Source organism: Paenibacillus sp. DMB20, assembly GCF_000987955.1.
In the GTDB taxonomy this organism is placed as follows: Bacteria; Bacillota; Bacilli; order Paenibacillales; family Paenibacillaceae; genus Paenibacillus_AQ.
Genome location: NZ_LAZU01000037.1, coordinates 165,245 through 191,409 on the forward strand (window position 1 = coordinate 165,245; position 26,165 = coordinate 191,409).

Annotated in this window: 25 protein-coding genes, 3 pseudogenes and 1 riboswitch; all 28 genes and pseudogenes read right to left on the reverse strand. The window is 50.2% G+C overall.

The window, feature by feature from the left end; genetic code table 11:
- Nucleotides 1–96: 96 nt before the first annotated feature.
- The 28 genes and pseudogenes from XI25_RS21430 to deoB all read right to left on the reverse strand — a co-directional run bounded on the left by XI25_RS21430 (nucleotide 97) and on the right by deoB (nucleotide 26,151).
- Nucleotides 97–852, reverse strand: a complete 756-nt coding sequence (locus tag XI25_RS21430) for a pseudouridine synthase (protein WP_046680160.1) — start codon at nucleotides 850–852, stop codon at nucleotides 97–99.
- A 20-nt stretch (nucleotides 853–872) separates the two neighbouring features.
- A complete protein-coding gene (locus tag XI25_RS21435) occupies nucleotides 873–1,214 on the reverse strand; it encodes a hypothetical protein (RefSeq protein WP_046680161.1) in 342 nt (113 codons plus the stop codon).
- A gap of 187 nt (nucleotides 1,215–1,401) precedes the next feature.
- Nucleotides 1,402–1,935, reverse strand: a complete 534-nt coding sequence (locus XI25_RS21440) for a spore maturation protein (protein WP_046680162.1) — start codon at nucleotides 1,933–1,935, stop codon at nucleotides 1,402–1,404.
- On the reverse strand, nucleotides 1,929–2,579 hold the full coding sequence (locus XI25_RS21445; protein ID WP_046680163.1) for a nucleoside recognition domain-containing protein: 651 nt from the start codon (nucleotides 2,577–2,579) through the stop codon (nucleotides 1,929–1,931). The genes XI25_RS21440 and XI25_RS21445 overlap by 7 nt, the downstream gene beginning before the upstream one ends.
- A 60-nt stretch (nucleotides 2,580–2,639) precedes the next feature.
- Nucleotides 2,640–3,722, reverse strand: coding sequence for a D-alanyl-D-alanine carboxypeptidase family protein (locus XI25_RS21450; protein WP_235440097.1), 1,083 nt, complete (start codon nucleotides 3,720–3,722; stop codon nucleotides 2,640–2,642).
- Nucleotides 3,723–4,012: 290 nt separating this feature from the next.
- Nucleotides 4,013–4,504: a GerW family sporulation protein gene (gene ytfJ / locus XI25_RS21455; protein ID WP_046680164.1), complete on the reverse strand. Its 492-nt coding sequence runs from the start codon at nucleotides 4,502–4,504 to the stop codon at nucleotides 4,013–4,015.
- 242 nt (nucleotides 4,505–4,746) lie between these two features.
- The gene (locus tag XI25_RS31550) at nucleotides 4,747–6,420 is read right to left on the reverse strand and encodes a DUF4179 domain-containing protein (RefSeq protein ID WP_052759707.1); all 1,674 of its coding nucleotides are present in this window, start codon (nucleotides 6,418–6,420) and stop codon (nucleotides 4,747–4,749) included.
- Complete coding sequence (locus XI25_RS21465; protein ID WP_046680165.1) at nucleotides 6,377–6,934, reverse strand: RNA polymerase sigma factor; 558 nt, start codon at nucleotides 6,932–6,934, stop codon at nucleotides 6,377–6,379. The genes XI25_RS31550 and XI25_RS21465 overlap by 44 nt, the downstream gene beginning before the upstream one ends.
- A 169-nt stretch (nucleotides 6,935–7,103) precedes the next feature.
- The gene (locus XI25_RS21470) at nucleotides 7,104–7,799 is read right to left on the reverse strand and encodes a DUF2953 domain-containing protein (protein ID WP_046680166.1); all 696 of its coding nucleotides are present in this window, start codon (nucleotides 7,797–7,799) and stop codon (nucleotides 7,104–7,106) included.
- 161 nt (nucleotides 7,800–7,960) lie between these two features.
- Nucleotides 7,961–8,563 carry an SMC-Scp complex subunit ScpB gene (gene scpB, locus XI25_RS21475; protein ID WP_046680167.1) on the reverse strand — a complete coding sequence of 201 codons (603 nt, stop codon included), beginning with the start codon at nucleotides 8,561–8,563 and terminating at the stop codon, nucleotides 7,961–7,963.
- Nucleotides 8,532–9,323, reverse strand: a complete 792-nt coding sequence (locus XI25_RS21480; RefSeq protein ID WP_046680168.1) for a segregation and condensation protein A — start codon at nucleotides 9,321–9,323, stop codon at nucleotides 8,532–8,534. Before XI25_RS21480 ends, scpB begins: the two co-directional genes overlap by 32 nt.
- Nucleotides 9,324–9,389: 66 nt before the next feature.
- Nucleotides 9,390–9,857 (reverse strand): 6,7-dimethyl-8-ribityllumazine synthase, encoded by a 468-nt coding sequence (gene ribH, locus XI25_RS21485; protein WP_046680169.1) that lies wholly within the window; start codon nucleotides 9,855–9,857, stop codon nucleotides 9,390–9,392.
- Between the two features lie 61 nt (nucleotides 9,858–9,918).
- The gene (locus XI25_RS21490) at nucleotides 9,919–11,160 is read right to left on the reverse strand and encodes a bifunctional 3,4-dihydroxy-2-butanone-4-phosphate synthase/GTP cyclohydrolase II (protein ID WP_046680170.1); all 1,242 of its coding nucleotides are present in this window, start codon (nucleotides 11,158–11,160) and stop codon (nucleotides 9,919–9,921) included.
- Between the two features lie 40 nt (nucleotides 11,161–11,200).
- Nucleotides 11,201–11,866: a riboflavin synthase gene (gene ribE / locus XI25_RS21495; RefSeq protein WP_046680171.1), complete on the reverse strand. Its 666-nt coding sequence runs from the start codon at nucleotides 11,864–11,866 to the stop codon at nucleotides 11,201–11,203.
- Between the two features lie 15 nt (nucleotides 11,867–11,881).
- Entirely contained in the window at nucleotides 11,882–13,045 is a 1,164-nt protein-coding gene (gene ribD / locus XI25_RS21500; RefSeq protein ID WP_046680172.1) for a bifunctional diaminohydroxyphosphoribosylaminopyrimidine deaminase/5-amino-6-(5-phosphoribosylamino)uracil reductase RibD, read from the reverse strand.
- A 296-nt stretch (nucleotides 13,046–13,341) separates the two neighbouring features.
- A riboswitch (FMN riboswitch) is annotated at nucleotides 13,342–13,512 on the reverse strand.
- A 180-nt stretch (nucleotides 13,513–13,692) separates the two neighbouring features.
- A complete protein-coding gene (locus tag XI25_RS21505) occupies nucleotides 13,693–14,460 on the reverse strand; it encodes a hypothetical protein (RefSeq protein ID WP_046680173.1) in 768 nt (255 codons plus the stop codon).
- A gap of 13 nt (nucleotides 14,461–14,473) precedes the next feature.
- On the reverse strand, nucleotides 14,474–15,031 hold the full coding sequence (locus tag XI25_RS21510; RefSeq protein ID WP_052759708.1) for a papain-like cysteine protease family protein: 558 nt from the start codon (nucleotides 15,029–15,031) through the stop codon (nucleotides 14,474–14,476).
- Between the two features lie 958 nt (nucleotides 15,032–15,989).
- Nucleotides 15,990–16,424, reverse strand: a complete 435-nt coding sequence (locus XI25_RS21515; protein ID WP_046680174.1) for a peptidylprolyl isomerase — start codon at nucleotides 16,422–16,424, stop codon at nucleotides 15,990–15,992.
- 206 nt (nucleotides 16,425–16,630) lie between these two features.
- A complete protein-coding gene (gene lysA, locus XI25_RS21520; protein ID WP_046680175.1) occupies nucleotides 16,631–17,962 on the reverse strand; it encodes a diaminopimelate decarboxylase in 1,332 nt (443 codons plus the stop codon).
- A gap of 127 nt (nucleotides 17,963–18,089) precedes the next feature.
- Nucleotides 18,090–19,715 carry a spore germination protein gene (locus XI25_RS21525; protein WP_046680176.1) on the reverse strand — a complete coding sequence of 542 codons (1,626 nt, stop codon included), beginning with the start codon at nucleotides 19,713–19,715 and terminating at the stop codon, nucleotides 18,090–18,092.
- Nucleotides 19,716–19,743: 28 nt separating this feature from the next.
- Nucleotides 19,744–20,166, reverse strand: coding sequence for a stage V sporulation protein AB (locus XI25_RS21530; RefSeq protein ID WP_046680177.1), 423 nt, complete (start codon nucleotides 20,164–20,166; stop codon nucleotides 19,744–19,746).
- Nucleotides 20,166–20,815 (reverse strand): annotated as a pseudogene (locus XI25_RS21535) (stage V sporulation protein AA). Before XI25_RS21535 ends, XI25_RS21530 begins: the two are co-directional and overlap by 1 nt.
- A gap of 146 nt (nucleotides 20,816–20,961) precedes the next feature.
- Nucleotides 20,962–21,717 carry an RNA polymerase sporulation sigma factor SigF gene (gene sigF / locus XI25_RS21540; RefSeq protein WP_046680178.1) on the reverse strand — a complete coding sequence of 252 codons (756 nt, stop codon included), beginning with the start codon at nucleotides 21,715–21,717 and terminating at the stop codon, nucleotides 20,962–20,964.
- Nucleotides 21,718–21,728: 11 nt separating this feature from the next.
- Complete coding sequence (spoIIAB, locus tag XI25_RS21545) at nucleotides 21,729–22,187, reverse strand: anti-sigma F factor (RefSeq protein WP_046680179.1); 459 nt, start codon at nucleotides 22,185–22,187, stop codon at nucleotides 21,729–21,731.
- Nucleotides 22,184–22,537, reverse strand: a complete 354-nt coding sequence (gene spoIIAA, locus XI25_RS21550; protein WP_046680180.1) for an anti-sigma F factor antagonist — start codon at nucleotides 22,535–22,537, stop codon at nucleotides 22,184–22,186. The genes spoIIAB and spoIIAA overlap by 4 nt, the downstream gene beginning before the upstream one ends.
- A gap of 91 nt (nucleotides 22,538–22,628) precedes the next feature.
- Nucleotides 22,629–23,806 (reverse strand): annotated as a pseudogene (locus XI25_RS21555) (D-alanyl-D-alanine carboxypeptidase family protein).
- Between the two features lie 298 nt (nucleotides 23,807–24,104).
- Nucleotides 24,105–24,929, reverse strand: a complete 825-nt coding sequence (locus XI25_RS21560; protein WP_046680181.1) for a purine-nucleoside phosphorylase — start codon at nucleotides 24,927–24,929, stop codon at nucleotides 24,105–24,107.
- A 29-nt stretch (nucleotides 24,930–24,958) separates the two neighbouring features.
- Nucleotides 24,959–26,151: pseudogene (gene deoB, locus XI25_RS21565) on the reverse strand (phosphopentomutase).
- Nucleotides 26,152–26,165: the final 14 nt, after the last annotated feature.

The following is a 26,165-nucleotide window of genomic DNA, read 5'->3' on the forward strand; positions in this document are numbered from 1 at the left end:
TCATATCGTTAGCAACAGGTGTGAACATCCTATGAACAATTATAACGAAATTTGTCATAAACGCCGCAGGCCAATTTGAATATTATGTGTCAGCTTTTAACGTTTCTTCCGTTGTTCCCCCGCCGGTTTTGCCGACTGGGCCATCTGCCGGAGCGTATTGATCTCATCCGGGGTCAGATGGCGGTAAACCCCGCGTTTCAGGTTTTGCAGCAGCAAATCGCCGAATGAAATCCGCTTCAGCCGGATAACCGGATGGGATATCGCTTCGAACATCCGCCGGACCTGACGGTTCCGTCCCTCGTGAATCGTAATCGAAATAACGGACTGCTTGTTGTCCGGATCGACGTCCTTGTATTCCACTTCGGCAGGGGAAGTCATCCCGTCCTCCAGCATGATCCCGGCCCGGAGTTTGTCCAGTTCCGTACCATGCGGAACCCCCTTGACGGTCGCCAGGTAGGTCTTGGGGACGTGGTACTTCGGATGGCTCAATAGATTGGCAAACTCGCCATCGTTCGTAAGCAGCAAAAGGCCTTCCGTATCGTAGTCCAGCCGGCCGATCGGATATACCCGTTCCTTTATTCCTTTCAGGTAATCCGATACGATTTTGCGGCCTTCGGGATCGGAAGCGCTCGTGATGACGCCTTTCGGTTTGTTCAGCATGACATAAACCTTTTTCTCGTTCTTGATCGGTTTGCCGTTCACCGTAATGATATCTTCATCGGGGTCCGCCTTCGTTCCAAGCGCGGTCACGGTTTCCCCGTTTACCTGCACCTTGCCTTCCAGAATCAGTTCCTCGCACTTGCGGCGGGATGCTATTCCGGCCTGTGCCATAATTTTTTGCAATCTCTCCATGTTCGTTAGGTCACCTCATCTTAATGATACCCATCGACAGGATAAATCACAAGCGCATTCCAGGGAAAATGAATTCCCGGGCAAGAATCGGCGTGCGGGAACAGAAGAAGCGGGGAAATGGAATAAAGACGGGACATTTCAACGATGATTTTGCTGGCGGTAAAAAGCTGTTCTTTCTGGCCGGGCGTCAAAATGTCGTAATCCCGGTTAAAGTCCCCTTCAAGGCAAATGTGAATATATTCCGGGTGTTTCAGCGTGGACGAGGCTTTTACCGAGCTGTCCTTGCAAACCGTGAAGTCCCACTGCTCCTCCCCCTCTTTGCTGCAGGCGGTATGGTGTATAACAAACCCTTCGAACTCCATATCCCCACCCCTTTAAAGAAGTTATGAATGCAACAATTTATGCCGGAGGTTCAGGATGGTATGGGCATTTGCAACAGGTACAAAAGCAAAAACTCCATCGTCCTTTGAGGCGGACAACGGAGTTTACCGAGAAGGTGAAGCAAGCATAAATGCAATCTTAGCATACCAAGTTTTCAGGAAAAAGAGATTATCCGAAGACAAACAGGCATACCGCGATGGCCGCCACAAAACCGACCACGTCCGAAAACAAACCGACCTTTAAAGCGTAGCGTCCATTGCGGATTCCTACCGCACCGAAATAAACGGTCAATACATATAACGTGGTATCCGTGCTTCCTTGAATGGTTGAGGCGATCCTCCCGATCATCGAGTCGGGCCCGTGGGCGCGGATCAACTCCGTCGTGTATGCCAAGGATCCGGTTCCCGTCAGCGGCCGAAGCAGCCCCAGCGGCAAAATCTCGCTTGGCACGCCCAGCCATTGCAGGAACGGTGCCGTCCAGCCCACCATAAATTCCAACGCACCCGATGCCCGAAAAACGCTGATGGCCACCATCATGCCGACCAAGTGCGGAATGATCGATATCGCCGTGGAAAAACCATCCTTCGCCCCATCCACAAAGGATTCATAAACCGGAACTTTCCTTGTGTACGCGAACAACGGTATAAAAGCGATGATGACGGGGATCGACCATGCAGAAATGGTATTTATCCAGCTCAGCACCCGGCCTCACCCTTCCCGGAGGCATGGGCCGCGAGTCCGCTTCCGGCACCCGGCGGCTTGGTCCTGCGAATGGTCACCGCTCGGTACCAGCGGTCGGCAGCTATGGCCGCCAGGGTGGCAACCGCGGTCGCCATAAGCGTTGTTCCGACGATTTCCGCCGGATTTGCGGATTGATAGTTCATCCGGATCGCAATTAGGGTCGTCGGAATAATCGTAATGCTTGCCGTATTCAGCGCAAGCAGCGTACACATGGCCGGCGTGGCCGTTTCCTTGTCGGGGTTCAGCTTTTGAAGTTCCTGCATGGCTTTGATCCCCATCGGGGTGGCGGCATTGCCAAGTCCGAACAGGTTCGCGCTCATGTTGGACAATATGTACCCCATGGCGGGATGGTTCTTGGGCACATCCGGAAAAAGAAAACGGACAACCGGCCCCATCGATTTTGCGACCTTAGCCAGCAGCCCCGAATCCTCGGCCAGCCGCATCATCCCAAGCCAGAAGACAAGTATGCTGATTAATCCGAAAGAGACGGTTACACCGGTCTGCGCCCCGTCGAAAGCCGCTTTCGTCACAGCGTCTATATTCCCGTTTGCTGCGGCAAACAAAAAACCGACCAGGATCATCCCCATCCATATTACATTGATCATATCTTCTCCCCCGTTCCCTCGATCCAAGGCTCTTTACAGCCCAGAGATCATCCAAGATATTCAGCTTCCTCCTTCGAGCATCATTTTAAAAATCCGCCCTGCCGCCTGCCAAAATGTCAGCCTTTCATACCCCGCAGCCGAAGACTGCTTATCGGCCGTACCGAATGGGTACTCTTCCGGCAGGCGGCTTCCTTCCTCGAATACCGGCACCTTGGCGATCGCGTTTCCGTCCAGCGCGATTTCAAGATAACCCCTGTGTCCAAAACTCAAGTCCGGAACGGCCGGCTTGTTCAAAATGAGCTTTTTTACAAGCCGTTCCTCTTCCCCTTCGGCCAAGGCATACGAAAAAGCCTTTCCGGTGACTAACGAATATCCTTGAATTTTTTGGCCTTTTTCCCAGAGTTGCTTTAATGGAAAGTGGGCAAACCCGTAATCCAGCATTTTGGCATGATCATCCCAGTCATTCCCGTCATTCAGGGTAACCGCGGCAAGCTGCTGACCGTTCCGTGTGGCGGAGCTGATCAGACAGCGAAAGGCTTTTTTGGTATAACCCGTTTTGACCCCATCGGCTCCTTCGTAAAAACGAAGCATTTTATTTTTGTTGTTCCATTTGTAATCCCATTTTTCATTGGGGTTCGGAGCGTTTTTCACAGGCGTTTTCACGATTTCCCGGAAAGTCGGATTCTTCAGCGCGTAAGCCGTCAGTTTCGCCAAATCGTTGGCGGAGGAGTAGTGATCGTCGTGATCCAGGCCGTGCGGATTCATAAAATGGGTACGGCTTAAACCAAGCATAGCCGCTTTTTCGTTCATCATTAAAACGAAGCCCTCCTCGGAACCTCCGACATGCTCGGCAATGGCGGAGGCGGCATCATTCCCGGACCGGAGCATTAAGCCGTACAGCAGATTTTCCAGGGACATCTCTTCCCCAAGCTTCAGGAATAAAGAAGACCCCTCTTTGGCAAAAGCATTTTTTCCGATTTCCACCTGGTCTTTGAGATTGCCGTGTTCAATGGCCACAATGGCGGTCATCACCTTCGTGAGACTCGCGATCCTCATTCGTTCATCGCCTTGTTTGCTGTAAAGCAGACGGCCCGAGGTAACATCGATCAATGCGGCTGCCTGGGCATGATTCTCCGGTGGCATCGGCAGGACCGGCCTGTTTGCGGGATCGGTTTCCACCGCGGAGACGGGCGTCCCAATGCCGAAAAGAAGCACCGATACCGTTAACCATATAAAAAACCACCCGGGTCGATTGTTCATTTGTTTCATGGTTTTTTGTCCTCCGAAATCTGAAATCTTGTACAAGTATATGCAGACATGCTTCAGGGTATGTCCGACCTAAAAAACCGAAATCCCGAGGCGGCCAAAATGAGGAACTTCCGAAAAGACAAAGATCCCTCCCGTCTGAAGCGGAAGGGATCTTTCGTGCCTAGTTAATGGGATTGCGATTGCTGGGGTTGCGATTGCTGGGATTGGGATGAGCCTTGCGCATTGTTCCCGGTTTGAAACATGCTTTGGATTTGTTCGAGCAGATAAGGCGTTGCGTCGATCAGGCGTTCAAACAGGTGGGTCTGGTTATCCAGCGGCACGATATGCACGCCTTCGCTGCCGACGACCAGAAAAGCGATCGGTCTTATGGAAACGCCGCCGCCGCTGCCGCCGCCGAAAGGAAGGGACTGCTGATTCCCTTGATGCCCTTGTTGCCCGTCCGCACCGCCGCCCATTCGGCCGCCGCCGCCTTGGTCAACATTCGTATTATAGTCGCTTCCGCCAGCGGCAAAACCGAAGGCTACTTTACTGATCGGCAGAATGACGCTGCCGTCCGGCGTATTGACCGGATCTCCCACGATGGTGTTCACGTCGACCATGGCTTTGATGTTTTCCATGGCCGTCTGCATTAAGCCCTGAATCGGGTGATCTGACATGATTATTCCTCCCATTTCTGAATTAAGCTAAGTCCTATCTTCCTTTATCATCCCCGAAATAAAAAGGACTATGTGCGAACCTGGGGGTTAACCCATTTTCAAATTCATCCATTGAATCCAAAAAGCCCAAGGATGACGTGAAAACGGATGGCGTCGTGAGGAAGGTGAGCGCATAAGACGCCGTTGCCCCAACGTTGCAAAAAAGACGCCCCAAAGGGCGTCTTTTGCGTCTCTAACCGTTTTTACTTCTTGTTTAATTCAACCTCGACATTCCTGCTCTTATCTTTATACACGTAAAATCCTGGATTGATGGACACTTTGGCATCGCTCGGGATATCTTTGTATCTTTCGATTCTCTTGCCGAACAGTTCCGGTCCCCCGGGATTCATTTCCGGATAAATCGGTTTGTCCGAACCGCCGATTCGCAAGGTGGACTGGCTGATTCCTTTAAAAATTTCGGATGCCGATTCCGACTCTATAATCAAATCGTTGCCGTCCCTGTAATAGGTGTAAGTAATGTCAAAGCCTTCATCCATGCGGAGCACGGCCTGTTTTTTATCTTTGGACGGCTCGGGAAGCGGCGTCCAGTTGCGGGATAGATCCCGCCGCGTAACTTCGGCATCGCTCAGCATCAGTTTCATGGGTACACCCGACCAGTCCGCAAACCATTTCGGGGATTCGAAAAGGAACATGGGGGCCTTCGTGTCATACTCCCCTTTCTTTTGCCTGAAAGAAAATCCTCCGTCAATGGTATGGTCTCCGGCTTTTAGCTTAATATCGCGGTAACTTACGTTTTCTTCGATTTTTTGTTCCTGGGCAAAAGGAATTTCGATGGAGAGCGGGGTTATGTTCAACTGTTTTAGGGTAATTGCCGCTTTGTCCAACAATTCTTCATTAGCCGTCTGTATTTTTGTATAGATCGCTTGGCTGGCCTTTTTTCCATCCGCTTCGAATTTGAATGACCACGTTTGTTTAATCCGTTCGTTTTCCTCGAGGAAAGAGAAAGAGAATTTTGCTTTTTGCAGCTGATCTTTCGTGAGGTTATATACCTTTTCGAACAAAAGATCATCGTTTTCCGGCGGTAGCATCGTGTTGTTCACGGGTTTCACCACTTTTCCATCAAGCGATAATTGCAAGCTCGGATCGAGATTTTCGGACGCAGATGGAAGGGAAGAAGAAACCGCATAACGAATTGCCGCTTTGTCCTTATGATACGTTACGGACTTGATCCGAATGGAGGGATACAAACTGGAACCCAATTCTATGTTTTCATTTAAAGTCTGTCCATCCCACTCAATAGGCAGGTTTTTATATTTGTAAAAAGTCAAATCTTCGGCTTTGAGCGTATAGGTCTTTTGTTTGTTTTGCAGTTCGTCCTTCAGTTGGTAAATGCCAAGCAATTGTCCGCTTGTTTTGTCTTTTGTCAGATATCCGTTCATTGGTTGGGAATCGCCCGCGTGATCTTCGAGAATGACCGATTTCAAATCAACCACATCGTAATCCGGCATACCCGGCACATCCATGGATAGCAGTGCTTTCATGTTCGAGCTGTCCGTCACCACGCCGTGCAGGGTCATCGAAGCTCCGTCTCTTTGTTCGACCAGGTTGTATTGCTGGCCGAATCCTTCTTCAATCGCGGATGCAGCCCGCCCACCTCCGAAAAGCTGGCCCCAATCCAGATTGACGGAAGCCAACACGGGAACCGTCGTTAAAACCAGGCAGCAGCTGACAGCGAAAGCCGGGACCCATTTCTTTCTAGCTACGCCCTTGCGCTTTCCATCATCGGATAAAATGATGCTTGTTTTCTTGTCGCCTAGTTTAGATTCGATGCGCTGCCACATCTTTTGCGTCGATGGTTCGTCCTCAAACTTCTTATCGAATATTTTTTTCAATTCGCTTTGATCGATTCGCCCCATGCTTTTCATCCTCCTTCCAAAATAAAACGCCGTCCTGATCCGCCAATTTCCGCAGCATGCTTATTGCTCGGTTCAATCTTGATTTTACGGTTCCAACCGGAACGTTAAGCGTTCCCGCAATATCCTGCAGCGTCATATCTGCCGAAAACCTCAAGACAATGACCATACGAAGTTTTGCAGGCAGCCTGGATAACAAATGCGCAAACGTTTCGGCGGTTTCCTTCCGCTCCACGATATCTTCCGTGGATTGGCTGGGCAGGGGCCTAGATAATACGTAGTGAAGCATTTCCTTGCTGCGGCCGATGCTTCTTCGCTTCAAACGCTTATTGCATTCGTTGACCGCGATCCGCATGAGCCACGGCTTCATGTCTTGGATTTGCGTTCTGTCTGCTGTCAGTGCTTTCACGAATACCTCTTGGCAGGCATCTTCGGCTTCTGACGCCTCTTTCAACATGTAGCGGCACATTCGGTATACCTGCGGCCAAAACGTTTCAAACCATTCCCTGTCATTCAACTTCCCTCCCCCTCTCTTCGTGTTTTCACCTGTATGATCACTCACGGCCTAAAAAGGTTCCGTAGATTTTATGGAATCCAAAAAGCACGACAAAAAAGAGCGAATTCATGTGTTCGCTCTTTATGTGCTTTTCTAGCTATGTTATTCGCTGCGGTATCGGAAAACCCTGCTAGGAGAGCTCCCTGCTGAGCGTATTTCTCCATATCCTGATCCCGCCCTTTACCTTCAGGACTCGAATCAAAAGCCCCAAGCCGGCCATCATCATTTTGGCTACGGACACTTTGGCGGTGCAGTGAAACGTAGTGGAAAACTGCGGCGGGCCGTTAAAATCGGGATTGACGTATAGCTCGGGAACGGATTTCATTTTTAAATGGTAGGAAAGCCATCCCAGCACCGTATGCTTGACGCCCCATAACGCCCCCGCCGCAACGGCGGTTTCGGCTGCATTATCCAAGGCTACATCCGAAGACCACAGGATGCCGGATAATTTCACCTTGGACATCGTGTCGATCAGCCAATCTTTAAGTCCGTCCGTCGCCCGGACCAGAAGTTTAAAGTCCTTGAAACCAAGCTTTTGCCGGTCCTTTTTTTTCTGTTCGGTTCCGTCCTCAATATTCGCATTCCCATGTGAACCCATGGTCGTGCCATCCTCTTCTTTTTCCATCCCGGTCTCTTCCATGCGGGACGGAAACTCATAGCGTCTATCGATCAGCCCATACAATAGCCGGATATGTACCATGGCATGATGTTCCCGGCTCCGCAGCACGAGATTCATCCGGACGGTGATCGATGATGCCATCACAAGGATTAGCAAAAGAACGATCAGAAGGAGCACAAGTATTCCAAGAACAAGCCAAAGCCTCATACGGTAACCCCCAGAACATGTTTAACAACCTTCTGGCTTAGTATGGCAAATATTCCGATAAATGATTCGACACAATTGACGAAACAAACCAAAACCATTCCTTGTCCGCCTAAAGAGGACACAATTAAAACCGGGGATTTCCCCCGGTTCTTGATGAAAAACTATTCTACATCGTCAAAAGTAAGCTGCTGGCCGTCCAGCTTGTCGAACAACAGCTGCGTTTCTTCTTCCAGGCTGTCCATATCCCCCTCAAACTGGGAGGGTTCCGGCAAATCCTTAATCGTGGCCAAGCCGAAATAATCCAAAAATGATTTCGTCGTACCGTATAATATCGGCCTGCCGATCGCTTCGGCCCGTCCCACTTCTTCAATCAAGCCTTTATTGGTCAGCGTTTGAATCGCCCGTTCGGCTTTTACGCCCCGGATTTCCTCGATTTCCACGCGGGTGATCGGCTGCCGGTAAGCCACGATGGCAAGGGTTTCGAGCGCTGCCTGAGACAACGAGGAACGGGATGGTGAGTAGGCCAGCCTTTCGAAGTAAGGCGCATGCTCCGCCAGCGTCGCCAGCTTGTAGCTGCCGGCGATTTGAACGATTTGAATCCCCCTGTGCTCCTGTTCGCAATCCCTTTTCATTTCCTCAAGCGCATCCGCGATCAGGTCCCCGGGCTGCTCGGTAATTTCCGTTAACTGTTTGACCGTCAACCCTTCCTCGCCCGATAAAAACAGCAGGCCCTCAATAATCGATTTCAACTTCGGAAAATCCATCAAACCTTTCTTCCCCTCTCCACTCCATAACGATGTCGTCAAAAAGTTTCTCTTGAAAACACCAGATTTGTTTCATTTTCATCAATTCCAAGATCGCCAAAAAGGTAACGACAATCTCATGCCTTACCATTTCTTCATGCAGCAGTTTGGAGAACAGCACCCTGCCTCCCGGCCCGATGCTTTCGAGCGTATTCACGACTTCGCGTATCCGGTCCTTGACCGATATCTCATCCCGCTGAATCCGGGCATACGAAGTGCGTTTCACCGCTTTGCTGAGCGCTCTCTGAAAAGCGGCGATCAAATCGGAGGCATGAAGCCCCTGTACCGGGTTCTCCTCCACCACAGGCATAAAGGGAGACAGGTCCTCCGGTTCCTTGGAATAAATCAGGCTTCGCTCCCATTCCTTTTCATGAAGATGCTGGGCGATTCCCTTATATTTGCGGTATTCAATTAGCCTTTGAATGAGTTCCGCTCTCGGATCGACATCGTCCTCTTCGTAAAAATCAAATTCGTCCATCTCGATAACCGGAGGTTTAGGCAGCAAAAGTTTACTTTTAATAGAAAGCAGGGTGGCCGCCATCACGAGAAATTCGCTTGTGATTTCCAGCTCCAGCTCCTGCATGCTCTGTAAATAAGCCATATACTGTTCGGTAATCTCACTGACGGGGATGTCCTGGATGTCGATTTCCGCTTTATCGATCAGATGCAGCAGCAGATCCAGCGGTCCTTCAAACGTCTCCAGCTTGTACAATACGCTCACGGTAAATCCTCCCGCCACAAAAATAAAATGCAGTACCCTAAAAAAGGGCACTACATTAAATAAGCACTATTTTATCTGTTTCGTCAAGTTTGCCATTTCAATCGCAGCCATGGCGGCATCCCAGCCTTTGTTCCCGGCTTTCGTTCCGGCCCTTTCAATCGCCTGCTCGATGTTCTCGGTGGTGACGACGCCAAAAATCGTAGGCACTCCGGTTTTCAGGTTAATCGCCGCCACGCCTTTAGCCACCTCGTTGCATACATAGTCGTAATGGGTCGTGGATCCGCGGATGACGGTTCCGAGCGTAATGATCGCGTCGTATTTGCCGCTTTCGGCCATTTTTTGGGCGATCAGCGGGATTTCGAAAGCCCCGGGAACCCAGGCCACATCGACCTCCTCGTCCTTGGCCCCGTGTCGCTTCAACGCGTCCAGCGTGCCTCCCAGCAGCTTGCTTGTGATAAATTCATTAAAGCGTCCTACAACGACCCCGTATTTTAATCCTTCGGAAACGAGATTGCCTTCAAAATAATTTGCCATAATGGTCATCAGCCTTTCAAATTGGGATAGGGTTTATTCAATTCATGGGTTTTGCCTGAATTTAGCGGTTTTGTTCTTCATTCTGCTCGATGTCGTCGAACGTCAGCATATGGCCAAGCTTTGCCTGCTTGGTGTGCAGATAACTGGTATTGTCTTCATTTTCAGGCATCTGGATCGGCACCCGCTCGACCACTTCCAGCCCGTAACCTTCAAGGCCCTTGATTTTGCGCGGGTTGTTTGTCAAGAGACGGATTTTGCGGATCCCGAGGTCCTTCAAGATTTGCGCGCCAATCCCGTAATCGCGAAGATCGGCCGGGAATCCGAGCTTCAGGTTGGCATCCACCGTATCCAGTCCCTCTTCCTGAAGTTTATAGGCTTTGAGCTTGTTAATCAGGCCGATGCCCCGCCCTTCCTGTCGCATGTACAGCAGGACGCCGTTTCCGGCCTCATGAATCTGACGTAGAGCCGCTTCAAACTGCGGGCCGCAGTCGCAGCGGTGGGAATGAAACACATCGCCGGTGAGACATTCGGAATGCACCCGGACCAGCACCGGCTCATCCCCGTTAATATCACCCTTCACCAGGGCGACATGCTCTTTGTTGTCCACATCGTTGGTGTAAGCCACCGCCTGGAATACGCCGAAATCCGTCGGCATCCGGACGGATACTTCCCGGTTGACGAGCTTTTCCTTCTCGTTCCGGTAATGGATCATATCCTTGATGCTGATCAGCTTAAGGTCGAACCTCCGGGCGATCTCGACGAGATCGGGCAGGCGGGCCATGGTGCCGTCTTCTTTAATGACTTCGCAGATGACGCCGGCCGGATAGGAGCCGCACATGCGGGCGAGATCCACGGCCGCTTCCGTATGCCCTGCCCGGCGCAGCACGCCGCCCTCTTTGGCGATGAGCGGAAACATATGCCCCGGTCTCCGGAAATCGGAAGGCCGGGATTCGGGGTCCATGATCCCTTGTACCGTCAAAGACCGTTCATAAGCGGAAATGCCAGTGGTCGTATCTTTATGGTCGATGGATACCGTGAAGGCCGTTCCGTGATAATCGGTATTTTGGGCAACCATCGGCTTCAGGTCCAGTTCCTGTGCTCTTGCCTGCGTCATCGGCAGACATACCAATCCTCTTCCTTCCGTGATCATGAAGTTGATAACTTCAGGGGTCGCTTTTTCGGCGAGGGCTACAAAGTCTCCTTCGTTCTCCCTGTCCTCATCGTCAACGACGATGACTACCTTGCCGAGTTTCAAATCGTGTATTGCTTCGTCTATGGTACTGAATGCAAATCGGTCATCCATCAATAACTTCCTCCTTTAACCTGTGCCCGGATTAAGAGCTTCACGCAAAACCGTGTTCCGCCAGGTATTCTTTGCTAATGGTTTTGCCCGCTGCCCTGCTGCCAGCCCCTTGGGAATCGTAGCGAAGCAAATGGTCCACATATTTGCCCAAAATGTCGTTTTCAATGTTTACCGTATCTCCCGGCGACTTGAAGGCTAGCACCGTCTCCGCCAGAGTATGCGGGATAATGGAAACCGTAAACGCGGTCTCGCTTGTGTCCACTACCGTAAGACTGATGCCGTCCAGCGTTACGGAGCCTTTCGGGATGATGTATTTGAACATGTCCGGATCCGCAGGCATTATTTCGTAAACGACGGCATTCTGATAAGGGCGAATGCTGCGAATCGTTCCCGTTCCGTCGACATGGCCCTGCACGATATGGCCGCCGAATCGTCCTCCGGCAGCCATGGCCCGCTCCAGATTGACCTTGCTGCCGGCCCGAAGCTCCCTCAGATTCGTGCTGCGGAACGTTTCCGGCATCACGTCAACGGTGAACAATCCGTTTACGATCGAGGTAGCGGTCAAACATACGCCGTTAACGGCAACGCTGTCTCCCAGCTGAAGATCATCCATAATGCGCGAGGCGGAAATCGCAAGAACCATGGCCTCCCCTTTCCGGCTGACTTGGCGCATTTCGCCGATCTCTTCCACTAGTCCCGTAAACATTTGTCGTTTCCTCCTTTACAGCAGTTTATATGAATGATTTTTCGGTTTACTGTCATATCCATCGGACCGGGGAACGTCGCTTTTCCATACGGGAACGCCGGAAATACATATATTATCGTCCAATGTCTCGATGTTTAGATCTTCCAGCACGATGGCTTCGCTCATTCGCTCAACCCCGGCAAAGGCAAAACTCGCGGGCGAGCCTAATCCCCCTACGATCTTGGGGGCCATAAAGAGAATGATCCGGTCCACCAGCTTTTCTTCCAACATCGAGCCGTTCAGCGTACCTCCTCCCTCCAGCAGGATCGAGGCAATCTCCTTTTGTCCAAGCAGGGCCATCGCCTCCTGAAGATCAACACGCGGTCCCTTGCCGCAGCATAAAACTTCAACCCCGAGGCTTTCCAAAGCTTTCAATTTATCGCGGTCCCCTTGCTCCGTCGTCAAAATGATCGTGGGAGCGGCCCCATCTCGAAGCAGTCTGCTCTTCAGCGGAATTCTCAATTTGGAATCGACGACGATGCGAATCGGGTTCAGACCCTCCACCGGCAAACGCGTGGTCAGCTGCGGATCGTCGGCGATCACCGTGGACACGCCCACCATGATCGCCTGATGCCGATGGCGAAGCGTATGGACCCTCTCCCTTGCCGCTTCGTTGGATATCCATTTGCTGTCTCCGGTTTTCGTGGCGATTTTGCCGTCCAACGTGGTCGCTGACTTAAGGGTGACGTATGGTTTGCCTGTCGTGATGTACTTCATGAACGGTTCGTTCAATTTTCTTGAGCGCTCGCCCAGTACCCCCGAATCGACCTGGATTCCGGCAGCCCGCAGCATGGCAATCCCTTTCCCGGCAACCAGGGGATTCGGGTCCTCCGCGGCCACCACCACCCGTTTGACGCCCTCGGAAATTATCCGCTCGCTGCAAGGCGGCGTTCTTCCATAATGGCTGCAGGGTTCGAGCGTGACATACACCGTGCTGCCGGCGGCATTCCCGCCCGCCATGTTCAGCGCGTGTACCTCGGCATGGGGCGTCCCCCGTTCGAGATGCGTGCCTACGCCGACCAGCCTCCCGTCTTTCACGACGACGCAGCCGACAACGGGATTAATCCCCGTTTGCCCCTGAGCACGTTCGGCCAAGTCCAATGCCAGCGACATATAGAAGTCATCATTGATGTTTTCCAAGTTTTCGCCTCCTGTCCATCGTCTTCCTTTCATCTTTCCCTATCGGCCGAATAACCCCTAAGAAAAGCAAAAAGCCCTGTTCGGATTTCCAATAAATCCAAACAGGGTTTCATCGTTGACGGGAGTCAATATACATGGACAGAGGCAAACAAGATTCATGATGCCTAACCCAAAGAAAAGCAGATGAACTGTGCATACGCAAATACACAGGCCCGCCAGAAACTTTGTGAAAAACAACACATATCGCAGCCGATTGCTCTGTCCGGCAAAAATCCAATAATCATAGATTCATGCCTTCTCTCCTTCTCCCATCCAGACTATACTGTCGGTCCCGGATTTTCACCAGGTCCACCGCATATACCGCAAGGTACATCCGGGTCACGGACTAAGTCCGCAGTCGCGCCGTCAGGCGTCCAACCGCGTCCATCACCGCCGGTAGGGAATTTCACCCTGCCCCGAAGGATTCGCGTATTCAGTTGTGGTCTCTCTTAGAACATGTTGCTTGTAATACCGCCTAACTTTTGATAAATATCCGATGATTTTAAAATTAACACTCATACACAAAAAAAGCAAGCGGCCTTACATTGGAAAGTAACTTTTTCATAATTTTAACTTAACTTTCTCAGCTTGAAGGCATCCTTTTAGAGCTATTCACGTTTTCTGTTTTTTTGGATTATAAGAGCAAATAAAATAAGTACTCCAGCAGCACAGCCAATAATAATAATATAAGTTAATTGCTGAATAGGAGAACTAGTTTGTTTTGGATTTTCAGAAGCGATGGAAGGTCCACCTGTCCCCGACTTTGTTTCAGTATGTTGTTTGTTGATCTCATAAGCAGCTTTAATTTGTTCTCCAATTTCCTTTATACCAATTGCATCATTCTTGTTTATACCCATCATGTTATTATTTTTAAGGGACATAAAACTTTCCGCACCATCAGTGAGGGCAACTAGACGAAAAGATTGATCATATACCAAAAAATGATTTGACTTTCCAAAACTACTTATATTGTTCTGAATATCTTGACCCAATGTGATGTCATTTTTAATACTATCAACTTTCCATTCGCCATCTTGTTGCACTGCAAAAACGATCCCAGCTGATTTTGATCCTACATTTATAGGGAAAATATATCCTGAAAATGTAAACAATTGTGCATTATTTCCGTCAAGGAAGTCTTTTGAAACAACATAATATGGCTGTCCTTCTCCCAAAACAGAACTCAAAGCATCATCCTCTACTGATAGGCCGAAATTTTCTCTGTCATTATTTAATGAAACTTTATAATTTTCAAAATCTGCCTCTACTTGTTTTTTCACATCTTCCGGCACTTCGTTACTAACAGCAGAGACAATCGAAGTTAAAGAAAAAAGAGCAATAGCTAATGTAAAGAATAAAATAATTGTTTTTTTCATTTGCACTACCTCCTTAATGATTATTGTAATAGGAGTCATACCATGAGAATGAGGTATTATCATCAAAAGAACTATATGATTTTATGCTTTTTGACCCATCAATTGGATCTGAGTAATAAACATCATATTTTGAGTTATCAGAGTCTTGATAATAACCATAAATGACAAAGTCATGACCTCCGTTTCCATTTTTCCACATGATCCCAGCTTTTAGAGGTCTGTAATTTTCGATATCATTCACGATGGTTCCAAACGGGACACTATCTTGCGTTACTGTTGTATCTACATCCCAGTCAGTCAATGATTCTTTATCTTCGGAAGTTGTAGCACCTTCGTTAACTACAGAACCTTTTACTCCTTTGACGATCTGTGATTGAGTTGGCGAACCTTTTCCTAGATATTCGATAATCGTTTTACTAGTTGCAGCCCAACACCAATTTGTTTCTTCTTGTTTATATGCAGTAACACTTAATGTTTTGTATGAAACATAGGCAGAAGCTTGGGTGCTAAAAGCCACTAGCATTATAACTGTCATAGTAAAAACAGCACTTATTTTCTTCACTGTGTTCATTGTAGTATCTCCTCCCATAATTCGTTGAATTTTGGCATACTCCCCTGAAGATTATAGCTACCATTCTCACGCTTAATTGTTCCTTCAACGACAGTGATCATGCTTAAAACACACTAATTATTCTATAGGCAACACCTTCTTTCTCTAAAAATATTTTAGATTCTATTTTCTAGATCTATAAATATTACGGGTTAGCGCAGAATTGCAATCAATTCCACAGTCTGGAAAAAGTTTAGATGAGCCTATAATTCCATAACAAGATTTATATTAAAAAAATACTAAGTACTTAATATTGGGATACTACTGCTACAAAACCTATATTTTATGTATATATATCCCATTAAAATAAGTAAAATCCTATTTTGTTACAAATTACTTTTATACGCCTAAATAATATATTAACTTGAATAATATGTAAATGATTATTTCAACACTAAGTACCTTTAGCCGAGACTTTTTTCTTATTTTTTACAAATAAAACTTACAGAACAATTTGAAAGTCGTTCTTATTATTTAGTTTAAATAAACCTTTCGATCTGGATGTTATTGGTCACAAAAAGCCGAAGGATAGTTTGAAGCGTTGGCGTGACACGTTTGCTAAACATGGAGAATCTGGGTTAGTGGAAGAACGTTAGAGGCAAGGGAAGTACGGGGAGGGGACCAGCAGGCGAACTGTCTGCTGAGGAAAAATTAGCTCGGGAGAAAGGCCAAGCGGTTATTATAAAGATGAGTTGATTTCAGGGACTGTCAGACACTCGGCGAAGTGAAGCGCGATACCGATTATATCACTTAACTACAATTCTGATCGGTACCAGTTGACATTAAATAAGATGACCCCTGAATGAATTCAGAGGTCATCTTCTGGCGGGTTAAGCTAAAGGCTGTTTTTTATCTTTATCCACAATTCGGGTCACAGTTCAAATTTTCTTAAAATGGGTTTCTTCATCGTTGTGTGAATCTATTCATCCCAAACCTTAACTTCTTTCATTTTGTCGCCAGGTCTAACATTATTCACATGTTCCATGCCTTTGATGACTTTGCCGAATACGGTGTGTACGCCATCCAGATGCGGCTGCGGGCCATAGCAGATGAAGAACTGGCTTCCGCCTGTGTTGCGTCCTGCATGTGCCATCGACAGCACGCCGGCCTCGTGTTTCGTCGTGTTCGTGGCCGTTTCGCAGTCGATGGTATAGCCAGGACCTCCAGTGCCGTTGCCGACCGGGCATCCGCCTTGGGCTACGAAGCCCGGGATCACGCGGTGAAAGCTTAAACCGTTATAAAAACCGCTGTTTGCCAATTTTTCAAAGTTGGCTACCGTGTTCGGCGCCTCTTCGGGCAAGAATTCAATTTCCACGATGCCGCCGTTTTCCAGCTCGATGGTTCCTTTTTTCAATACAGTCACTTCCCTTGACATATTATGTTGGTTTCACGAAAGTACCTTGATCTATTCCAAGCATTCAGCTTGATCACGTTTTTCATTGTATCTTATTTTTGACGCCCGTTGCAAACAAGAACGGGAAATCAGTGACGAGTCTCAAAAAAAAACGAAGCAGACCGCCTTGGGATCGAGCCCTAAGCGGCCTGCGGTTCATCCTGATCTTAGCTTTGAACGGTTTCTTTGCCGACGCGTTCAGGTACGACGTCAAGCCGCACGATATCGCCCAAGCTTTCGCGGCGCACAACGAGTTCGCTGCTTCCGTCCTTGACAAATACGACGGCCGGTTTGCGGATACGGTTATAATTGCTTGCCATGGAATAGTTATAGGCTCCAGTGCAGGATACGGCAAGAAGATCGCCGGCGTTCACTTTGGGAAGCTCCACATCCCAGATCAGCATGTCCCCGCTTTCGCAGCATTTGCCTGCAATGGATACCGTCTCTTCGGCTTTATCGTTTGCACGGTTGGCCAGAAGCGCCTCATACCGCGATTCGTAAAGAGCAGGGCGCGGGTTATCCGTCATGCCACCGTCGACGGCTACGTATTTACGGACACCGGGGATGTCCTTGCTCGTTCCTACGGTATACAAGGTAGTGCCCGCATCGCCCACAATGCTGCGGCCCGGTTCAACCCAAATCTCGGGCATTTCTTCATTGATTCCGGCAAAATGATTTTTAACCGCATCCGTAATGGCTTTGACATATTGGGACACGTGCAGAGGCGTATCCCCCTCCACATAACGGATGCCGAAGCCGCCGCCAAGGTTGACTACCGTAAACGTAACCCCCAGTTCCTTTTTCACGGTAGAAGCAAACTCTGCGACGCGCTGAACGGCCATCTGGAAGCCTTCGACCTCAAAAATCTGCGAGCCGATATGGGAATGCAAGCCCAACAATTGAATATTCGGCTGTTGTGCGGCCAATTTAACGGCTTCGTAAGCGGATCCGTTACCGATGTCGAAGCCAAACTTGGAATCGGTTTGCCCCGTCGAAATATACTCATGCGTATGTGCCTCAACCCCGGGAGTAACCCGAAGAAGGATTTTCACCATGCGCTGCTTTTCGGCGGCAATAGACTGAAGCAAATGAAGCTCTACCGTATTATCAACCACAAAACAGCCGATATTGGCATTCAGGGCCATTTCGATTTCATCCGGCGTTTTGTTGTTGCCATGGAAATGAATCCGCTCGGCCGGGAAGCCTGCCTGAAGGGCCGTATAAAGTTCCCCGTCCGACACGACGTCAAGCGACATTCCTTCCTCTTCGGCCAGGCGGCACATCGCCATTACGCAAAAAGCTTTGCTTGCATAGGCAACCTGAAATTTCAATCCGGACGCCTTAAAAGCTTCGATGTACTCGCGGCAGCGGTCCCGGACCGCCTGCTCGTCAACAATATACAGAGGGGTACCGTATTGGGCTTTGAGATCCGCTGTGTCGCATCCGCCGATTTCAAGATGTCCCCGTTCGTTAATTCTGCTTGTACCGTGTAAAAACATGCCCACAATTCCTCCGATCAATATTTAAAAAATAGGGTAATCGAATAATTGTTCACAGTATAGCAGACATCGAATCGTAAATAAAATGGATTTTTCGACACAACCTTTGTGTTATTTTTTAATGCTTTCACCGCGGACTCATTTCTTCTCCCATCTTGCTGCTGTCTCTCGTCTTGTTCAAAGTCGGGCGACTTCTTGAGTAAAGAAGCGGTTTGCGAAACAAAACCTCTCCCATCGCTTTTGCACTAAACGGTATAAACGGCCATAGATAAGACGAGTTATAGGACCGGTGGGTCGTCAGCATAAGTATCATCAAGGTTGTCCCTATGACAAATCCCTTTACGCCGAACAGGGCAGTGGCAGCCAGAAGAAACAAACGAACGATCCGATTGGCGAGCCCCAGCTCGTAGCTTGGCGTTGCAAACATTCCGACGGCCGCCACAGCCATGTATAAAACCACCTCATTGACAAACAAGCCGCTCTTTACGGCGATATCGCCAAGCAGAATCGCAGCGACGAGAACCATGGCCGAAGCAATCGGGGTCGGCGTGTGTACGGCAGCCAGCCGCATCAAATCCACGCCGAACTCGACGATCAGAAATTGGGCGATAATCGGAACATTTGCATTTTTCATGGGACCCAATATTTCGAGATTGGGCGGCTTAAGTTCAGGGTGTACCACCAGCAGCATCCATAGGGGCAGCAAAAACAACGAAGCAAAAATTCCGCCAAAGCGGATCCAGCGCAGATAGGTCCCGATAAACGGAGTCTGCCTGTTTTCCTCTGCATGCTGGCAAAGGTCGAAAAAGGTGGTAGGCATGATCATCACGCTCGGCGACGTATCCACCATGACAACGATTCTGCCTTCCAGCAGATGGGAGGCTACCACATCGGGCCGTTCCGAGTAGCGGACAAGCGGATACGGATGCCAGCCTTTGTTGACGATGGCTTCCTCCAGCTGTTTGTCGCCCAGCGGCAGTCCTTCCAAATCCAGCTTTTCGATTTTGTCCCGAATCGCCTCTACCTGGTTTCGGTCAACGATATCATCGATAAACATGAGGCATACATCGGTCTGCGTTCTGCGTCCCACCTTCAGCCCTTCGCAGTGAAGGCCCGGGTCGCGGACCCGTCTCCGAACCAGGTTTATGTTGCTGACAAGCGTTTCGGTAAAACCGTCTCTGGACCCCCGAACAACCTGTTCGACCTGAGGCTCTTCCGGGCTTCTTACCGGGTACTTCCGGGTATCGAGGATAATAGCGGAACTCTCGCCCTCGATAAAAATCGCGCACTGCCCTACAAGTACTTTATCCACCGTCTCACTGAGCTCAGCGGTTACCTCTACCTGGACAAAAGGAATGTAGCGGTTCACGATAGCCGAGACGGCATTTGTCCCCAAATCCTCCGGCGTTAAGTAGGTAAGCCGGTGCAGAATATCCGTCAGCACCACGTCGTTCGTGAAGCCGTTGATAAACAGGAGTCCGGTTTCGCGCCCTCCGATGACCATTTCCCGAAGAACGACGTCAAAAGATACCCCGAGGCCCATCACCTCTTTAAGCGTTGCCTTCAATTCCTTGATCCTGGTTGGAATATGATCGGACTCCTGCCAGTAAAGAACGGATTCATACGTATTGTCCGAGGACTCCTCGTTGCGTTTCCTGAGAAGTTCTTCTTCCTCAAGCTCCTCTATCTCGGATGGCGGAACTACCGGGATTTGCTCGTCGCCGGAGCCTGTAAACATCGTTTTGTCATCCATTTGATAACCCCCTCGTATCCCAAGCGATTTACTGTCTATAAACAAACCAGTCGAATAAGGAACCGGCTACCTTTCCCGCCACCATCGCCATGAGCAGGCCGAACAAGTAACCTGTAAGTTTCAGCCTTTTCGCCAATATCGGCAGGACGTTCAGGACCTCGGTCAAGGCTGCGGCCAGCATGCCGATAAACACGCCGCAAAACAATCCGATCAAGGCACTGGCCGCATAGCCCAAGGGAATCTTCCACATCCAGAAATCGGCAAGCGTTCCCGTCAGCGATCCCGTGATCAGTGCCCCTTCATACCAGTGGACACGGTTATAGGTATGGGTGAGCTGGGCGAGCCTCGGTACGATGTCAAGCACGATAATCAATGCGATGACGCCTCCGCCGACGGCAATCCCTCCTGCCGCTCCCAAGATGACGGATAACATCTGCTGAAGCAGAATCATCATGGCGCCCTCTTGGTTTCGCGGGACTCCACCATCATTTTTCGTTTACGGTACTCTTCGGCTACGACGTATTGGTCCAGATTTTCCTGGTATAGAAACATCTCTACCTCGAGGGGCGTAGGCTCCTCATTCCACTTCTTTTTGAATAAATGGTTAAAAAAGACCGTCATGCCGAATCCGATTCCCAGCGAGTAGGAACCTGAAACAAAAGAGGATGCTCATCGCGCTTTCCCGTAACCATCTCCACGATCCGGATCTGAACCTCCAGCATATTTACATCGGCATGAAAATTCATGATCGTCAGGGCGGAACCGAAAAACAGCAGCAGCCAAACAATCGGAAACCATAAACGCGAAGGCTTCGTCGAAGTGACGACAAGCTCCACTAACGTGTGGTTATGGCCCATCGGTTCGATAAGAACGCCAGGTATAAGCTGGCGGATCTTCGGAATGATATGGATCAGATCGATCACCAGCCGGTTGCCGTCCCGATCCTTCGGCCGGGCGAGCGGCAGGCTTCGAAGCGGTTCCTCCCATATGGGATCGCAAACGATAAACGCGATATCCCCGAGTTTGACGGTCTCGTCCCGTGGCAGAGAGATTCGGCTCCGCAGCTGCAGGAAAACCGTCGGAGTGGGACTTGTTTCCATCCGAAACCCTCCTTTACTGCTAAATTACCGTTAGTATGGGAGAATAAAGCTTGTTCTACTCGGAACTTCCCTGCCATATGCAGGCAGAACGAACAAGCGCCGTCCACATGGAACGGCGCTTGTTTTCAATCCGGGACCCGTTCACGCTATTGGGCGATCTGGTCGCGGATGTTCTGCAATATTTTTTTCTCCAGCCTGGAGACTTGGACCTGTGAGATGCCAAGCCTTGTCGCCACTTCGGACTGGGTTTGATCCCGGAAATACCTTAAATAAACGATTAGCCTTTCCCTCTCCGACAAGCCTCCGATCGCTTCGTTCAAGGCCAGCTTCTCGAACCAACGCTCCTGCGATTCATCCGCAATCTGGTCCATCAGCGTAATCGGATCGCCGTCGTTCTCAAACACCGTTTCATGTATGGATGTCGGAGGCTTGTTCGCCTCCTGGGCGAAGACCACTTCCTCCGGCGTCACTCCAAGCTCCTCGGCCACTTCCTTTATGGTAGGCAGCCGGTCGAGCCGCTTGGATAGCTCATCCCTTTTCTTCCGGACTTTATTGGCCATTTCCTTCAGGGATCGGCTCACTTTCAATGTTCCGTCATCGCGCAAAAAACGTTGAATTTCACCGATAATCATCGGTACGGCATACGTCGAGAACTTTACGTCATAGCTGAGGTCGAATTTGTCCACGGATTTCAAAAGACCGATACAGCCGATCTGAAATAAATCCTCCGGCTCGTACCCCCGGTTCATGAACCGCTGCACCACCGACCAGACAAGACGAATATTACAGTTTACGAGCGTATCCCGGGCAACTGCGTCTCCGCTTTGGCTAAGCGCAATCAGGCGTTTAACCTCCGCGTCGTCCAAATAAGTCTGCGAAGCTTTCTTCACATCGGCATCCATTTGTCCAACCCCTAATTATATAAAGCTTTCTTGGATTCGATCCTTTTTTTCATTCTGATCGATGTGCCGGTTCCCGGCTCGCTGATGACATCAAACTCGTCCATAAAGTTCTCCATGATCGTAAAACCCATTCCGGAACGCTCAAGCTCCGGCTTGGAGGTGTAAAGCGGCTGTTTGGCCATCTCAAGATCTTCAATACCATGTCCTTTATCCTCAATAACAAGCGTGATCACATCGCCGTCGATGGCAGCCTCGATTTTAACGACCCCGGATGGATCGCTGTCGTAGCCGTGAATGATGCAGTTCGTCACGGCCTCGGAGACAACCGTCTTCAAATCGCTCAGCTCGTCCATCGTCGGATCAAGCTGGGATATAAACGCAGCGACGGCCACCCGGGCAAAGGATTCGTTTTCCGATTTTGCGGCAAACTCCAGAGTCATGAAATTGTGCTGCGTTTTTCCTTCACTCATGACACAACCTCCAAACCCGAGAGTGCGGTCCCCTCGTTCTCGTAAATGGGCATGATTTTAAACAACCCCGACATCTCCAGCAGCCGGTATACCGGCGGGTTCACATCGCATACGGCCATTTTTCCGCCTTTTTGCTTAATGATTTTATACCGTCCCAGAAGGACTCCAAGTCCGGAGCTGTCCATAAACTCCAAATCCTTGAGGCTTAAAACCAGATGCTCCGTCTGACGCCGCTGGATTGCCTCATCCAACTGCATCCGGACATGATCGGCGGTATGATGATCCAATTCCCCTGACAGTCTGACGATCAGCACATGCCGATGGTGCTCCATTTCAACATGCAGATTCATGTTTGCTCACTCTCCTCCCTGACATGAACAAGGATTTCTACGCGGGAATTTAACTTTCCTGCCCCCCGACAAAACTAGAAGAAAACCCCTATCAATCTACATGAAACAACCTTCCTGTCGTCCGCTTGAAAAGCTTCCACCAGCCGGCCTTCTTGATCTCCGCAGGCGCTTTCAGCTCAAACTCCTTCACCAGCAGATTGCCCTGATAGACCGATAACTTCCCGACTACCTGTCCCGCTTTGACAGGCGCCTTGATATTTGGGGGAAGCGTAACCTCATGGCGCAGCTCGGAGGTTTTCCCGCCTTTTTTCACGAGCACGCGATAATCCTGATCCGCTTGCAGTTGAAGCTCGGGTACCTCTCCTTTTGAGATTTTCACGCTGCCGAGCGTTTCTCCCTTTTTATAAATCGAGTGCATGCTGTATTGGGAGAACGCGTAATCGAACATTCGGGAAACCTCATTATTGCGGCTCTTCGTGTCAGGTGCCCCAAGGACGACGGCTACGGCACGCAGCCCGTCCCGTTTGGCGGTCGCCGACAAACAAAACTTGGCTTCCGAGGTGTAGCCTGTCTTTAATCCGTCGGCTCCGGTGTAAAAACGCACCAGCTTGTTCGTATTCACAAGCCAGAAGGGCTTCGGGGTATCCTTACGTAAATAATCCTGATAAGCACCGGTGTACTTCGTGATCTGCTCGTACTTTAGCAGCTCGCGGCTCATCACCGCGATGTCATGCGCGGAGCTGTAATGATTCTCGACCGGAAGGCCGTTGCTGTTGGAAAAATGGGTGTCCTTCATGCCTAGCTCAGCCGCTTTTTCATTCATCATTTTGACAAATTCTTCTTCCGAACCGGCAATCTTTTCGGCAATGGCGACGGATGCGTCGTTCCCGGATGCATGGCAATGCCTTTCAGCATCTCGTCAACGGTCATCTCTTCGCCCGCCTCCAGGAAAATTTGCGAGCCGCCCATGGAAGCGGCATTTTCGCTGGTTCTGACTTTGTCGGTCCATTTAAGCCTTCCGTCTTCAATGGCCTCCATGGTAAGCAGCATGGTCATGATTTTGGTAATGCTGGCCGGAGGCAGCTTATCATGGCTGTTTTTCTCATAAATGATGGTTCCGGTGTCCGCATCCAGCAAAATGGCGGATCTTGCACTTGGTGCAAGTTCGCTGTCTGTCGCCCCGCCCGCTTTTTTCTCGTCGGCATAACCTGCCGCCGGAACCAGCATCATACAGAGTGACAGCATACCGGCTATAAACGCTTTTTTCAAATCCGTCCCCTCCTGACATTCGTAATGGCCTCCCCCGTTCGATAACGGGTCTGTTTCCATTGTCGTCAGGATGGAACTAAATTATTCCAAATTTACTCTGAAAAAGTTATGATACCCGGGCTTTAGGCTAACGGAAGCCCAAAAGGCAGGAATAACGGATCGTAAGTCCGTGAAGTCTGTAGATGCCGGATGGCCGCACCTTGTCCATAAGTTGCGAAGATAGGCTGGCATGAACCAAAAAAAGAGCCGCTCCTGGCAGAAAAAATCCACCTTGGAGACAGCCCTTTGATTAAACATATTACATTTTCGGAATGACCGCCGTTACGAGATCAAGAAATTTCTCCCTTACCTTCTCGGCGGTTTCCATGACCTCGTCATGGGACAAAGGTTGATCCAGTATGCCTGCAGCCATGTTGGTGATGCAAGAAATGCCGAGTACCTCCAGCCCCGCATGGCGTGCCACGATAACCTCCGATACGGTTGACATCCCCACGGCATCGGCTCCGAGCGTACGTAGCATAACGATTTCCGCAGGCGTCTCATAGGTCGGACCGAGCAGGCCTGCATATACGCCCTGCTGCAGAGCGACGCCTTGGCCTTCGGCCGTCTCCAATGCCAACTTGCGCAGCCGGCGGCTGTAGGCCTCGGACATGTCCGGGAAACGGACGCCAAGCAGCGGATCATTCGGTCCGATCAGCGGATTTCGTCCCGTCATGTTGAGATGGTCCGTGATGAGCATGAGATCGCCCGGCTCGTAAGAAGTGTTGACGCCCCCCGCGGCGTTCGTGACCAACAGGCTTTTTACGCCGAGCTGTTTCATGACGCGTACCGGAAATGCGGTCAGCTCCGGACCGTAGCCTTCATACATATGAAACCGGCCTTTCATCAGAACAACCGGCCGTCCTTGAATGGTGCCCAGGAGCAGTTCCCCTTCATGGCCTTCCACGGTGGATACCGGAAAATGAGGAATGTCGGTATACGGAATCGATACCGCATCCTCGATCAAATCCGCCAATACACCCAGTCCGGAACCCAAGATCAGTCCCACTTCGGGCTGTACTCCGCCTTTCCCGCGTATGAATGCTGCGGCTTCTTCAATAATTCCTTGGTTTAATGTCGTCATCCCTGCACCTCTCCCATATCGAGTTATCTTTATTTTAACTGTGACAGAAAGCTTTTTCCATGCTCTTGCGGCTTGGCCCCGAAATTGCCCGCAATGGTTGCACCCACATCGGAAAAAGTTTCGCGCAATCCAAGGCTGCCGGGCGATTTCAATCCCGGACCGTAAACCAACAGCGGCACGTACTCGCGTGTATGGTCCGTACCCGGATGAACCGGATCATTGCCGTGGTCCGCTGATATGATCAGCAGATCATCCTCCCGGAGCCGTCCCATGATATCCGGGAGCGCGCGGTCGAAGGCCTCAAGCGCCTGCCCATAGCCTTGGGGATCTCGGCGGTGTCCGTACAACGAGTCGAAGTCAACCAGGTTCGTGAACAGAAGCCCGGTAAAATCTTGGCCAAGCATGTCCATCGTCACTTGGGTGCCGTGCTCGTTGCTCTTTGTCGGGTAGGAGCGGGTTACGCCTTCACCCGTGAAAATATCGTTGATCTTTCCGACGGCGATCACGTCCAAGCCTGATGCTCCAGTGCGTTCATGACGGTCGGTTCCGGCGGTTTCACCGCGTAATCATGACGGTTGGACGTACGGACGAAACGTCCGGGCTGACCCACATACGGACGGGCGATGACCCTGCCGACCGAAAATTCGGGCTGCAACGTAAGCCGTCGAGCGATTTCGCACCCCTTATAGAGCTCGTCCAGCGGGATAACTTCCTCGTGCGCGGCAATTTGGAATACGCTGTCGGCCGAGGTATATACGATCCAGGCGCCCGTTTTCATCTGTTCCTCGCCGAACTCCTCGATAATGTCCGTACCGGAGGCCGGTTTGTTTCCGATCACTCTCCGCCCCGTGGCTTGTTCGAACTGTGCGATCAACGCCGAGGGGAATCCTTGGGCATACGTGTTGAACGGCGTTTCCACTTTGAGCCCCATTAGCTCCCAGTGACCCGTCATCGTGTCCTTCCCGGCGGATACCTCCCGCATTTTCCCGTAATAAGCCAGGGGTGAATCCACCGGTTCCAGATGCGGCAAGGGCGCAATGTTCCCAAGCCCGAGCTTTTGCAGATTCGGCAGTTTCAGATCCGGGTTGCTCTCCAAAATATGGCCGAGCGTATGAGCTCCCGTATCTCCGAATTTCACCGCATCGGGTGCTTCTCCGATCCCTACGCTGTCAAGCACGATAAAGCAAATCCGACGAAAACGATATTTGCTGCTGTCTGTCATCCTCGATCACTCCT